The sequence below is a fragment of the Staphylococcus equorum genome, from assembly GCF_029024965.1.
GTDB lineage: Bacteria > Bacillota > Bacilli > Staphylococcales > Staphylococcaceae > Staphylococcus > Staphylococcus equorum.
Window position 1 is genome coordinate 2,684,769 of the sequence record NZ_CP118982.1, and the last position, 13,451, is coordinate 2,698,219.

Annotated in this window: 12 protein-coding genes; 2 read left to right on the plus strand and 10 right to left on the minus strand. The window is 32.8% G+C overall.

The window, feature by feature from the left end:
- Positions 1–141, plus strand: coding sequence for a FeoB-associated Cys-rich membrane protein (locus PYW44_RS13060; RefSeq protein ID WP_002506203.1), 141 nt, complete (start codon positions 1–3; stop codon positions 139–141).
- 12 nt (positions 142–153) lie between these two features.
- Positions 154–474 carry a CDP-glycerol glycerophosphotransferase family protein gene (locus tag PYW44_RS13065; protein ID WP_021339317.1) on the plus strand — a complete coding sequence of 107 codons (321 nt, stop codon included), beginning with the start codon at positions 154–156 and terminating at the stop codon, positions 472–474.
- A 189-nt stretch (positions 475–663) separates the two neighbouring features.
- Here the strand turns inward: PYW44_RS13065 and PYW44_RS13070 are convergent, their stop codons facing one another.
- The 10 genes from PYW44_RS13070 to rpmH form a co-directional block, all read right to left on the minus strand.
- A complete protein-coding gene (locus tag PYW44_RS13070; protein ID WP_021339318.1) occupies positions 664–2,598 on the minus strand; it encodes a right-handed parallel beta-helix repeat-containing protein in 1,935 nt (644 codons plus the stop codon).
- 14 nt (positions 2,599–2,612) lie between these two features.
- On the minus strand, positions 2,613–4,046 hold the full coding sequence (locus PYW44_RS13075) for an MFS transporter (RefSeq protein ID WP_002511875.1): 1,434 nt from the start codon (positions 4,044–4,046) through the stop codon (positions 2,613–2,615).
- A gap of 526 nt (positions 4,047–4,572) precedes the next feature.
- Positions 4,573–5,133, minus strand: coding sequence for a helix-turn-helix domain-containing protein (locus PYW44_RS13080; RefSeq protein ID WP_115075882.1), 561 nt, complete (start codon positions 5,131–5,133; stop codon positions 4,573–4,575).
- A gap of 231 nt (positions 5,134–5,364) precedes the next feature.
- Positions 5,365–6,819 (minus strand): carbon starvation CstA family protein, encoded by a 1,455-nt coding sequence (locus PYW44_RS13085; RefSeq protein ID WP_002506208.1) that lies wholly within the window; start codon positions 6,817–6,819, stop codon positions 5,365–5,367.
- Between the two features lie 204 nt (positions 6,820–7,023).
- Complete coding sequence (locus tag PYW44_RS13090) at positions 7,024–7,863, minus strand: ParB/RepB/Spo0J family partition protein (protein WP_064783314.1); 840 nt, start codon at positions 7,861–7,863, stop codon at positions 7,024–7,026.
- A gap of 41 nt (positions 7,864–7,904) precedes the next feature.
- The gene (rsmG, locus tag PYW44_RS13095; RefSeq protein WP_064783315.1) at positions 7,905–8,624 is read right to left on the minus strand and encodes a 16S rRNA (guanine(527)-N(7))-methyltransferase RsmG; all 720 of its coding nucleotides are present in this window, start codon (positions 8,622–8,624) and stop codon (positions 7,905–7,907) included.
- Between the two features lies 1 nt (position 8,625).
- Complete coding sequence (mnmG, locus tag PYW44_RS13100) at positions 8,626–10,503, minus strand: tRNA uridine-5-carboxymethylaminomethyl(34) synthesis enzyme MnmG (RefSeq protein ID WP_002506211.1); 1,878 nt, start codon at positions 10,501–10,503, stop codon at positions 8,626–8,628.
- A gap of 16 nt (positions 10,504–10,519) precedes the next feature.
- Positions 10,520–11,899: a tRNA uridine-5-carboxymethylaminomethyl(34) synthesis GTPase MnmE gene (gene mnmE, locus PYW44_RS13105; protein WP_031266010.1), complete on the minus strand. Its 1,380-nt coding sequence runs from the start codon at positions 11,897–11,899 to the stop codon at positions 10,520–10,522.
- Positions 11,900–12,060: 161 nt separating this feature from the next.
- Positions 12,061–12,405, minus strand: coding sequence for a ribonuclease P protein component (gene rnpA / locus PYW44_RS13110; protein ID WP_002506213.1), 345 nt, complete (start codon positions 12,403–12,405; stop codon positions 12,061–12,063).
- 158 nt (positions 12,406–12,563) lie between these two features.
- Entirely contained in the window at positions 12,564–12,701 is a 138-nt protein-coding gene (gene rpmH, locus PYW44_RS13115; RefSeq protein ID WP_000240855.1) for a 50S ribosomal protein L34, read from the minus strand.
- Positions 12,702–13,451: the final 750 nt, after the last annotated feature.

Sequence of the window (13,451 nt, forward strand, 5' to 3'; positions counted from 1 at the left end):
ATGTCGATTATCATTAACATCGTTATATTTTCAGCAATTTTTGGCTACACTATATTTACATTAACTAAATTTATGAAAAAATCCAAAGAAGGAAAATGCAGTTCATGCGGTTCAAAAAATGGTTGTAATACAAAAGAATAACAGTGAACTAAATTGAAATTACGAATTAAAGAACTTTATATTATAGCTGATGCAATGATTACAGATTATTCATCGACAATATTTGATTACGCTCACTTAAGTAAACCTATATTTTTACTTCAAGAAGATGATAAAAATTATCAAAATGATGTTGGTTTTTACTTTGATATATTTGAATTAGGTGATTTCCCTGAAGTACCATCTGATGAAAGACAATTAGCAAATCAATTGAAGAACATTAAAAACATCCAATATTCTAAATTGATTAACAGACTTATGACAAAAGATAAGCATGATACCAGCAAAAATATATTAAAAGAAGTCTTTTCATGAACTTAAAAACCAAAATTAAAATAGTCAGCCTCTGAGCTAACAATGTTTCAAATAAATGAAAAACCCCCCTAAAATTTAGATTTTAGGGGGGCTTCAAATTGTGGTTGTATCACATTTATTAAAGATAGAGTACTTTAATTATCTTGTGCGTTTTATCTGTATCATAATGACTTAGTCCTTTAGATATTCTTAAATTTCAGCACGTTTCCAAATTAACACTTTGTTTTCACCAGCTTGTAAACTTTCAATTGGTCCTAACAGTGTAGTATCCGTTCTCATATTTTCTACTAAATCAGTATTAATACTGATTGGCATTTCGTTCGGACTTTCAAAGTCTGCATCTACTAGTCTTACTTTAGGTAAAGTATCACTTGATTGGGTTTCTCCTTTAATTTCAAAAAATGATGGTGGTAATGAAATGTTAAGATATAAACCTTCTGATTCTTCTTCTAAAGATAATGCAGGATTAAAGTTCTCATCTATTAAATTATTTTCTTCTTTTTCAAAGTGTTTGGCTTTATTGAAATAAGCATTATTGTTAATAAAAACAGGTTGTTTTATTTTATGATACGCTTGGTGATCTCCTTCTTCTTGAGAGACCAAATACTTATATTCTTCTAAAGATGTTGTATAACCATTATACAGTTCCGTTCCAATATTATTTACAGCATTTTTCCCTATAAATATATTATTGTAGAATCTATCGTCTCCTCCATAGACTGGAGCAAATCCAGCGACTAATGTACTATGTGGCACATGATAAGGCGTTGATCTATCTAGCATCAATCTATGAACCATTTCACCGTTAATAATATTATTAACGTAAGCACCACCTTGTGCATGATTATCTAAAGCGTAATCAGCAGTTAATATATTATTATCGACGAGATAAGGTCCGCTTGTCACTTCTACAAAAAGATCCCTTGTATTTTCATTAAATATATTTTTACTAATTCTTGTTCCTTGAGTTTGCCAATCAAACCACATACCTAAAGAGCAGTTATGAACGTAATTATTATAAACTTGTGTATCTAAAGCCGCATGTAGTTTAATACCGGCAATTTCATATCCGAAAAACGCTCTTCTATTACCAATATTAAAGATGTGGTTATTATATATTTCACTAAAAGCGCACCCTAAATGTCCCACAATAGCATTTTGTCCACAATCGCTAATTTTATTATTTCTAATAATGTGTGATCCTATTGTTTCTTTATTCCAATCAGCGTTAACAGCACTAAAAACTGTTTCTATTTGGTATTGATAGCCAGGTTTATCTTTTCTAATTGAACTAAAGTTTTGTCCGGTAGATATCTCTTTACCAATTGAAACACCACTACACATTGAATCATGTATATAATTATTTTCTACGATCCATTTTTTACTCCAATTCGTATCAATCAAACCAGTTTGTTTAGCTGTAGGTGGAGACCATTGTGTTGCAGCATGCGCTAATTCAAAATTACGAATCGTTATATAATTAGTATGTGTTTGATTTGGCGAAAATACATGTTCTCTGACGTTTATTTCTATTAATTCTTCATTTGGATTATTGTTTTGAAAATTAGCGTAAATTGTAGTACTATTTTCATTTACTTCCGCATACCATAAAAATGTCGATAAATCAGCGTAATCAAAATCAACTTCTTTTTCAGTCCAATGATCAAATACTTTTTCGATTTTTTGTGGATTTTTCAATCTCTCAAAAGTACTTACTTCAAATAGTGCATAACCATTTAAATATACTTGCCCTAAAGTCTGGTTATTATCAACCTCAAGCCAATCACCAAATAATTTCACTGAAAACGGATTAAATGTTTTGAATAATTGATTAGGCACTTCTACTTTCCATATATTTCCTTCTACAAGATGCCAATCGTTTATTTCTTCAGAGCCTTTTATAGTAACTTTTTCATTTTTTGCACTTTCAAATGTAATTCTGCAAGACTCGCTTAATCCTGAATTTATGTCGTTTATTTCTTCTCTATATACGCCTTCATGAACGATTACAGTATCCCCTGGTAACGCAAGCGAAGCCGCTTTGTTAATTGTTAATAATGGCTCATCCTCAGACCCTTTAGCAAAATCTGATCCTGTTTTAGCTACATATAATTTTTTTGACATAATATAACCTCCGCTTATTTATATATTTGTTTATTTCTCAATTCTCCCACTTCATTATTTCTTATTTGGTCCTTAACTTTACCTATGAATTTTTCATAATTTAAAAAGAATGTGACAATCATTATTAGTGTAACCATTAAAAACGGAAAGTATATTTGCATCGATTTTATGGCAAAAATAGTACTTTCAGATTGTATTGAAGCTCCTGCGACATAACCACCGATAGACAATGACCACCCTACAATAGCTGACTGTAGACCGGATCCGATTTTCATCCCAGCACTAGCCAAACTAAACACTGAGCCTTGTACTGGAACTCCTGTTTTCCAATATATAATATCGCCAATATCTGCAACAATACCACTTAGTGCAGCAGTAAATGGTACGATTCCTATACCATTTATAACTAAACCTATAACTAACATAGTTAAGTTTTCCGAGAACAAACTCATAATGATATAAGAAATAATTGATATTACTAAACCAATAATGATACTTTTCTTAATTCCAACCTTTTCTGAAAATTTAGCTGCAAGAAGTAAACCTAAAATTGTTGGGATTAAAGTAGAAAAACTTAAAAGTGCCATAACATTTTCATCGTTAAAAATATACGTAGCATAATATATTCTCATGCTATTATCTGTTTGACGTAAATACCATAGTAAATATAAAACAATAGTAATAAGAAAGTATTTTTCTGTTATTAATGTTTTTATAATTAATGTAAAAGGTATGCGTTTTTTTTGTTTTTTGACACCTTTTTTATCAACGTGGTCATATTTCTTAGTCGCAACGTTTCTTTCTGTTACAAAATATCCTGCAATCATTAATGGTATAGCACATAATGCCCCGTAAATAATAGATGTAACCGTCCAACCTTGTTGACCACCACCAAATCCATTAACTAAAAATGTGGTAAATGTCGTAATACACAACACACTTAAGTTAGCAAAAATAAAACGAATACTTCCCAATGAAACACGGTCAGTTTCATTCTTTGTCATAAACGACACAAGTGAAGAATACGCAACGTTATTAGCAGTGTAAAAAACGACTGATATCAAGGAGTATACTACGAATATATAAGTGATTTTTCCAGTATCTCCAAGTGATTGTGGCACGTTAAATAATAAAATTGTTAAAATACCTAATATAGGAGCAGTCCAAAATACCCATGGCTTGGCCTTGCCCATCTTTGTATTTGTATTGTCAATAATACTTCCCATAAACAAATCCGAAAAACCATCTGCAAATCGACAAATTAGAATGATAGTACCGATAACAGCACCAGCAATTCCCACTACATCAGTCATATAAATTATTATAAAAGATGCAATAAAGGTCCAACTATAATTTGCTCCAAAATCCCCGATACCAAAAGTAAGTTTTTCTGGCATTCCTAATCGTTCATTCTTATCACTTTGTTTAGAATCATAACTATCGGACATAACCCCACCCCATTAATTTTTAATGTATGTCTGCTCATAGATGATTAACAAAACAACTATTCATAAATTAGAATGTCCAAACCAGTAATATGTATAGTTATTTTTACGCGTTAACTTTTAGCAATTCCCCCTTATTTTAGTTGGTTTGTTAATTTAACTAACCAAATTAACGTTAATATATCACCTTATTTATTATTTGTAAACGCTTTCTTAAATTAAGGTAGTTTTTTACTCTTTTAAATCAAATGCAATTTAAATGTAAAAATTCCCTTGATATTAATGATACTTTTTTGAAATGAATACCGATAAGCATGCATGTATCTTGATTTTTAAGGTATTTCATTATGTACATAATCTACAAATATATTTATTAAATTGTAGGGAGTTGATTACTACTAAACTGGTCATTCAAATCTTTATTGCGATAATTCTTAATGGAAGTTATAAAAACACTAAAAAGTTCATTCAGTCCCGTTTACATAAAAAAGCATCTCTCAAAATTTGAAAGATGCTTTTACTATATTTTTTATTTAAAAAAATACATACTTAATAACATAATGATTAAAAAACCGCCTACGGTTAATACGAAGGTATATATAAATGTTAGGGTATTTCTTAGTTTTGTAGTATTAACCTCATTAGGATCTTCACCCTTCATAAAAGCTACGATTCGATCGTAAGTTTGCATATTATTAGACTTCTTAATTAAATCTATTTTGATAGAAGCGTACATCGCAATAATAAATAGCACAACCTCAATGACTATGCCAATCGTTCCCCAATAATAAATTGCTGGACCAAATAAAATCGCTGCTAATAACATCGGCCACACCATTAAATGTGACCACAAGTTAAAGTTCGTTTGCTTTAATTTCTGTTCCATAATCTCCACGTCTCCTTTGACTAAATCGTCTAAAGAAACATCAAACAATGAACTAAGCATAAGTAAATTATGAACATCTGGATAACTCTTATCATTCTCCCAATTAGAAATTGTTTGTCGTGAAACATATAATTTCTCTGCTAAATCTTCTTGAGATAAATAATCACGCTGTCTGAAATACTTAATTTGAGAACCTAAATTCATTGTCATGCTCCTTTGACTTGAGATTAATATGGAAATCATTATTAGACTACCAAAGTTCTTTGACATATGCACCTTTTCAATTGTCAAAATGCTTTTACACCTATGATATCAATGTTTTTAAGACTACCTTTAGACATCACAAAGGGAGCGAGATAGAAATCAAAATCTGATTCCGTATTCCGCTCCCTAAAGACTAACTAACTATCATCCAAATACTGCCAATATAAAAACTTAAGTTGTTTGTTGCTGATATTGAATTTGGTGATCTAATTCAAATTCTTCACCTGCAGTGATTTTCTTATATTGATAACCAAAGTACAGAATCCATAGTATCGTCAGGCCAAACGCTAACACATAGCTTAATGTAAGATCTAATCCTAAACCAATTGGCTGACTAAGAATATACGTAAATATATTCCATGTCATGAACACGGCTGGTATTGCTGCAACCCAGAAATTCTTTTTAGCCATGAGTAGATACATAGCCCCGACCCATAACGCAACAGTGGCAGTTGTTTGGTTAGCCCAAGAGAAATAACGCCAAAGTACTGTGAAATCTACTTGAGTCAAACCGAAACTAATTACAAATAATGGTGCAGCTACGATAATTCTTTTGACAACACTACGTTGACCATAATTTAAATAATCCGCAATAATCATTCTAGCACTACGGAAAGATGTGTCCCCACTTGTAATCGGTAAGATGATTACGCCTAACACTGCCATTGTTCCAAATACAGAACCTAATAATAGATGAGAAGCTTCACTTACCACTAATGCTGCCTCACCACGGGCTAATACATCACTAAGTCCATTGTAACCATTAAATAGACTCATGCCTGCTGCTGCCCAAATCATAGCGATAATCCCTTCAGCAATCATCATGCCGTAAAAGATAAAACGACCATTATTTTCTTTTTTCGTTGTTCTAGAAATAATTGGTGTTTGAGTCGCATGGAAACCAGATAATGCCCCACAAGTAATCGTGAAGAATAATAATGGGAAAATAGACGCCCCATCAGGATGCATGTTTTTTAAATTAATTTCTGGAATCGGTGCGCCCGTTTGAATAAGACGGAACCCTATACCAACCGCACTGATTAATAATAATGCCCCAAATATTGGATAAATACGACCAATAATTTTATCAATAGGTAAAATTGTAGAAAGAACGTAATAAATAAAGATAACAAAAATAATGATACCTAATGCAATACGTCCGTCTAATAAATTATGTAATAATAATGCCGGGCTTGTAACAAATACTGTCCCTGTTAAAAGTAATAATAAAATAGAAAAAATATTAACAAAGTGTTTCATCACTTTTCCTAAAAACTTACCAGCAAGCTCAGGTAAATGAGCGCCTTTATTTCTGATTGAAATCATCCCAGTTAAATAGTCGTGAACCGCCCCTGCAAAAATACAACCCACAACAATCCAAATAAATGCGACAGGCCCATAAAGTGCTCCCATAATTGGTCCGAAAATAGGACCAACACCAGCGATGTTTAATAACTGAATCAGTGAATTAGATGATGTCTTCATCGGTAAGTAATCGACATCGTCCCTTTGATGAAATGCTGGCGTCGGTCGTTCTACTTTTGTGCCAAACATCTTATCGATGTATTTACCATAAGTGAAATAACCTATAACTAATAAAATAATAGATACGATAAACGTGATCATATTATCATCCCCCCCTTTAGATAATGTGTAAGCGTTTTCTTAATTTAATCACAGTTTCTGATTTATCACAATATTACAATGGAATTTTTATATTAACTTAATAAAATTTAAACATAAAAAAGACTGTTAGATTTCCAACTAGGATTCTAACAGTCAGTGATTTAATCTAGGATCTATTTCCCAGATTGTTTTATTTTGGTTATATTAACGTTTGTATAATTTAATCTTTATTTCATAATAGTCGTCATGATCTTTAGCTTGATGTTCATACTTAATACCGCTTTTTTCAATACTTTCAAGACTTTTACCAACTGCATCACGTGCGTCAGTTAAGTCTTTTTCAAATCCAAATGTTTGAGCCGTCACCTTTTCAGGGCCAACTTTTTGTTTCACTCGTGCTTCTGTTTGTTTTACATTTAGCTTCTGGCTAATAACAGTTTCAACCATTATTTCTTGATTTTCTTCTGACAAACTTAACATTGCACGAGCGTGACGTTCAGTAATCTTACCTTCACGTAAACGTTCGATGACTTTAGGTGCTAATTTTAATAAACGCAGTTTATTAGCTATGAAACTTTGACTTTTACCAACACTTTTAGCTAATTCACTCTGTGTGGTATCCCCGATTTCCAATAACTTTTTATATGCTTCCGCTTCTTCAACGACAGATAGGTTTTCACGTTGAATATTTTCAATAAGTGCAACCACTGCAGTCTCTTCATCATCTAAATATCTAATAATGACTTCTGCGTGTGTTTTACCAAGTGATTGAAACGCTCTAAATCTACGTTCACCAGCAATAATTTCAAACATATCTTCTTCTATTGGACGTACGACGATAGGCTGTAACAAACCATGTTCTTCTATTGATTCTGCGAGTTCTTTTATCTTATTTGGCTCAAATACTTGTCTTGGTTGATAACGGTTTGGCACAATACGTTCGATATGAATAGATTCGACGCTATTATTATGATCTTCTTCAATATAACCAACAATGTCATCTTTGTTCTTTAAACCAAATAATTTAGAAAAAGGTTTCTTCATTTTCCATGCGCTCCCTCTAAATTAATTGTATTGATTTGCATTTACTTGTTAAGCAATGGAGACTTATTCGGTGTTCCTGGTTTTCTAGGATACTTCTTAGGTGTCTGACTTCTCTTGTCTATAAGGATCATTTGTCTCTCGCCTGCTTCTTCTGGCAATTCATATGAAATTGTTTCTCGAACTTTACCACCCAAGATACCTAAACCGAAACGTGCTTCTTCTAATTCTTCTTCACCTTTAGAAGATTTTAAAGCGATGAATTGACCGCCTTTCTTAACTAAAGGCAGACACAATTCACTTAATACTGAAAGTCTAGCAACAGCACGTGCAGTTACAATATCATAAGACTCCCTGTAGACTCCTTTGCCAAACGTTTCGGCACGATCATGCACGAAATTTACGTTTTCAAGGTCTAGCGCTTCCGCTAATTGATTCAAAAATTTTATACGTTTATTTAACGAATCTACAATTGTAACTTTTAAATTCGGATAAATAATTTTCAAAGGAATGCTTGGGAAACCAGCACCAGCACCTATATCACAGATTGTTAATTCTTTAGTCAAATCCGTATAAAAACTTGGCGCAATTGAATCATAAAAATGTTTCAAATACACTTCATGTTCTTCAGTGATACTTGTTAAATTTATTTTTTTATTCCATTCAACAAGCATTTGATAATACGTTTGAAATTGTCGTTGTTGTTCTTCAGAAAGTTCTATTCCTTGTGTACTGAGTTGCTTAGTTAACCATTCTACACTCATCTTAATTTTTCACCCTTTGGATTTTTCCTTGTTCAAGAAAAACAAGTAAAATTGAGATATCAGCTGGATTCACACCAGATATACGAGAAGCTTGCGCAATGTTTAATGGCTTAACTTCTGTTAATTTTTCACGCGCTTCAGTCGCTAAACTATCTACCACACTGTAATCTAAGTCTTCTGGAATTTTTTTCTCTTCCATACGTTTTACTTTTTCAACTTGTTGTAACGACTTGTTGATGTAGCCTTCGTATTTCGTTTGAATTTCTACTTGTTCTTCAACATCAGATGGAAGTACATGTGATTCATCCAGAATTTCAAGAATTAGGTCGTAAGTCATTTCAGGACGACGTAACAATTCTAATGCTAAAATACCATCTTTCAAGCGAGAACCACCTTGTGCTTCAATAATTTCTTGAACGCGATCATGTGGTTTCACTCGGATGCTAGCTAAACGTTCTTGTTCTGATTTTATCATGTCTCGTTTTGCATTAAAACGTGCATAACGCTCTTCAGAAATCATTCCTAATTCATGACCTAAATCAGTTAGACGTAAATCTGCGTTATCATGTCTTATTAATAGACGGTACTCTGCACGAGAAGTTAATAAACGGTAAGGTTCATTTGTACCTTTCGTAACAAGATCATCAATTAATACACCGATATATGCGTCAGAACGGCTTAATACAACTTCATCTTTATTTTGTACTCTAGCTGCTGCATTAATACCAGCCATAATACCTTGTCCAGCCGCTTCTTCATAACCTGATGTACCGTTGATTTGACCAGCAGTGTACAAGTTTTTGATTTTTTTAGTTTCAAGTGTTGGCCATAATTGTGTAGGTACGAGTGCATCGTATTCAATTGCATATCCTGCACGCATCATGTCTGCTTTTTCTAGACCAGGGATTGTTTCTACCATTTGTCTTTGTACATGTTCTGGAAGACTTGTAGATAATCCTTGTACGTAAACTTCATTCGTATTACGTCCTTCTGGTTCTAAGAATAATTGGTGACGTGGTTTATCGTTGAAACGCACAAATTTATCTTCAATTGATGGACAATATCTTGGACCTGTACCTTTAATCATTCCTGAATACATTGCTGATAGATGTAAATTATCATCAATCACTTGGTGTGTATCAGCATTTGTATATGTTAACCAACATGGTAATTGATCTAAGATGTATTCAGTAGTTTCAAAACTAAACGCTCTACCTACATCGTCACCTGGTTGGATTTCAGTTTTAGAATAATCAATTGTTTTCGCATTTACACGAGGTGGTGTACCTGTCTTAAATCTAACAACTTCGAAGCCAAGGTTTCTTAAATTATCAGCTAATGAAATAGATGGTAATTGGTGGTTAGGGCCACTTGAATATTTCATGTTTCCTAAGATGATTTCACCACGTAAAAATGTACCTGTTGTAATAATAACTGCCTCTGCCCAGTATTCTGTTCCAATATTAGTACGTACGCCTTTAATCACATCATCTTCAATCATTAAGTCATCTACCATGCCTTGCATAATATCAAGGTTTTCTTCATCTTCAATTACTTTTTTCATTTCTTGTTGATACAATACTTTATCTGCTTGTGCACGTAATGCTCTCACTGCTGGGCCTTTACCCGTGTTTAACATACGCATTTGAATGTGCGTTTTATCAATCGTTTTGGCCATTTGTCCACCTAAGGCATCTATTTCACGCACGACGATTCCTTTTGCCGGTCCACCAACTGATGGATTACATGGCATAAACGCGATATTATCTAAGTTAATTGTTAACATCAGCGTTTTTGCACCACGTCGAGCTGAAGCAAGTCCTGCTTCAATACCAGCATGCCCGGCTCCTATTACTATTACATCATATTCTTGAGCCATACTATTTTCCTCCTTATTATTTTCCTAAACAGAACTGACTAAATAATTGATCTATCAATTCATCACTTGCGGATTCTCCGATGATTTCACCTAATATTTCCCAAGTTCTCGTTAAGTCAATTTGAATCATATCCATTGGTATATCTGATTCTGCTGCATCTATTGCATCTTGAATTGTATTCCTAGCCTCTTTTAACAATGAAATATGCCTTGAATTAGATACATACGTCATATCTTGATTTTGAACATCGCCACCAAAGAATAAATCTCTAATCTGTATTTCTAATTGATCTATTCCTTCTTGCTTTAACATAGAAGTTTGGATTAACGGCATATCTCCAACCATTGCTTTAACTTCATCTATATCCAATTGTTTATCTAAATCCATTTTATTTACAATAACAATCGCGTCTTCATTTTTGATTACTTCATAAAGTTTACGGTCTTCTTCAGAGAGCGCTTCGTTATAATTTAATACAAATAAGATTAAGTCAGCCTCGCCCAATGCTTTTCGAGAACGTTCAACACCTATGCGCTCTACAATATCTTCAGTTTCACGAATACCTGCTGTGTCTACTAATCTTAGTGGTACACCTCGAACGTTAACGTATTCTTCTAATGTATCTCGTGTCGTTCCTGGCACTTCTGTAACAATAGCTTTATTATCTTGGATTAGATTATTAAGCATTGATGATTTACCAACATTCGGTTTACCGACAATTACTGTAGACAAACCTTCTCTCATAATCTTACCTTGCGTACCAGTTTCTAATAATTTATTAATCTCTTCTTTAATTTCACTTGATTTACCTAATAAAAATTCTGTAGTAGCGTCCTCTACGTCATCATATTCTGGGTAATCTATATTAACTTCGACTTGTGCAAGGATTTCGAGAATGGATTGTCGCTGTCGCTTAATCATATCACTCAAACGGCCTTCTATTTGATTCATTGCAACTTTTGATGCACGATCGGTTTTAGAACGAATAAAATCCATTACCGCTTCCGCTTGAGATAAATCAATACGTCCATTTAAGAACGCACGTTTCGTAAATTCTCCTGGCTCAGCCATACGTGCCCCATTACTCATTGTTAATTCAAGCACTCTATTAATTGTTAAAATACCACCGTGACAGTTGATTTCAACAATATCTTCACGGGTAAAAGTCTTCGGTGCACGTAGCACAGAAACCATTACTTCCTCTATAACTTCTTCTGATTCCGGGTCAATAATATGACCATAATTAATTGTATGAGATGTTACGTCTACAAGTTTTTGTTTTCCTTTAAATAACTTGTCAGCAACGTTAACTGCATCAGCACCAGATAAACGTACAATACCTATCGCACCTTCGCCCATTGGCGTGGATATACTCGTTATTGTATCTAAATCCATCATCCATCTCGCCTCCTTTATTGTCTAAATTTTATCATTATAATATTGTAAAGAGTTTCCTATCAAAAAGCGAACATCTTGATTGAAAAAATACACAGTTAGTCTTAGGTTTGTCTGAGGTTAGACTAACGATAGTCTAATTAACCGCTCCCCTACCCTACTTAGATACGCTTATTAAAAGCCTTGGCTATTTTCAATACATGTTCAAGACTCGCTTGAATTTGTAACGTATCCATATCTTTAGCTGGCTTCCTCGCTATTACTACAATATCTAATGGTATCATGTCTTCTTTGTGTACCTTGAAGTTTTCACGAATAGCTCTCTTAATACGGGTTCTGACTACAGCATTACCTATTTTTTTAGAAACACTTATTCCTAGGCGGAAATGTTCTAAATTTTTGTTGGGTTTTGTGTATACTACAAATTGTCTATTAGCGACTGATTTCCCTTTTTTATAAATAAATTGAAAATCACCATTTTTTTTAATTCGATACGCTTTTTCCACCAACCATCACTCACTTATCTCTTCATTAGATGTATTATGTTTTATATATGTTTAATCTATATCACTAATTTTCTTAAATTACTAACGAAAATTAACGTAATTTCCTGTCATTTTCCTTCATTAAAACCAAAAAAAAGACCACTGATGAGTCAGTGATCTTATGCTGATAGTACTTTGCGGCCTTTACGACGACGACGCGCCAAAACTTTACGACCATTTTTTGTGCTCATGCGTTTTCTGAAACCATGAACTTTACTATGTTTACGTTTATTTGGTTGATAAGTACGTTTTACCATGCAAAAACACCTCCATCTTTATTCGGTTATCTAACTATTATAATAGATAAATTAATATACGCTTCTGCTCTTAAGTCTTGATTTAACTGTTATTAATTTCTAGTCATAATTCAAGCAACTTCTACAATATAACAAAATATATTTTATAAAGCAAGCATCAATTTGAGTCTTTGCAATTTTATAGGCAAAATCAAAACACTTCCAAATTCAATTGCATATAAGGAAGTGTTGAATTATAAATTCCCTAACTTCACCCTATTATAGTAGAAATATCACTATCTAAAAAATAAACCGCATTACCTTCATTTTTCTTTATACATTTTTCTTTATACATTTTCCATACAATCTTTATAAATTATTTCCCAAGCTCACAAATGGCTAAATTTTTGATATACTGTTTGTTCCTCTAAGTTATCCACTTATGCACAGTTAAGTTTTCTATTTTTGTGGATAATATATATGTTATTAACAAGGTCATCTACGTTTTAACAACATATTCACAGCCATTTGACATTGGTCATTGTTAAAAAGTATAATTGTGTGGATAAGTCATGTAAATATTGATAGATACAGGGTTTACTTTATTGAATTATATACTAAACAGCTGTGTATAAATCATAGTTAGTAAATAGTTATCCACTGATTGTGTGTAACTTGTGGATAATTATCAACATGCTGTGATTAGTTTTATTTAAGCCTGTTGTTTTTGTGTATAACTTTTAAAATTTATGAAAGTTGGAGTTTAATCAT

Coding starts and splice junctions, on each gene's coding strand:
- PYW44_RS13060 (WP_002506203.1), top strand. CDS start 1: ATGTCGATTATCATTAACATCGTTATATTTTCAGCAATTTTTGGCTAC.
- PYW44_RS13070 (WP_021339318.1), bottom strand. CDS start 2,598: ATGTCAAAAAAATTATATGTAGCTAAAACAGGATCAGATTTTGCTAAA.
- PYW44_RS13075 (WP_002511875.1), bottom strand. CDS start 4,046: ATGTCCGATAGTTATGATTCTAAACAAAGTGATAAGAATGAACGATTA.
- PYW44_RS13080 (WP_115075882.1), bottom strand. CDS start 5,133: ATGAATTTAGGTTCTCAAATTAAGTATTTCAGACAGCGTGATTATTTA.
- PYW44_RS13085 (WP_002506208.1), bottom strand. CDS start 6,819: ATGATCACGTTTATCGTATCTATTATTTTATTAGTTATAGGTTATTTC.
- PYW44_RS13090 (WP_064783314.1), bottom strand. CDS start 7,863: ATGAAGAAACCTTTTTCTAAATTATTTGGTTTAAAGAACAAAGATGAC.
- rsmG (WP_064783315.1), bottom strand. CDS start 8,624: ATGAGTGTAGAATGGTTAACTAAGCAACTCAGTACACAAGGAATAGAA.
- mnmG (WP_002506211.1), bottom strand. CDS start 10,503: ATGGCTCAAGAATATGATGTAATAGTAATAGGAGCCGGGCATGCTGGT.
- mnmE (WP_031266010.1), bottom strand. CDS start 11,899: ATGGATTTAGATACAATAACGAGTATATCCACGCCAATGGGCGAAGGT.
- rpmH (WP_000240855.1), bottom strand. CDS start 12,701: ATGGTAAAACGTACTTATCAACCAAATAAACGTAAACATAGTAAAGTT.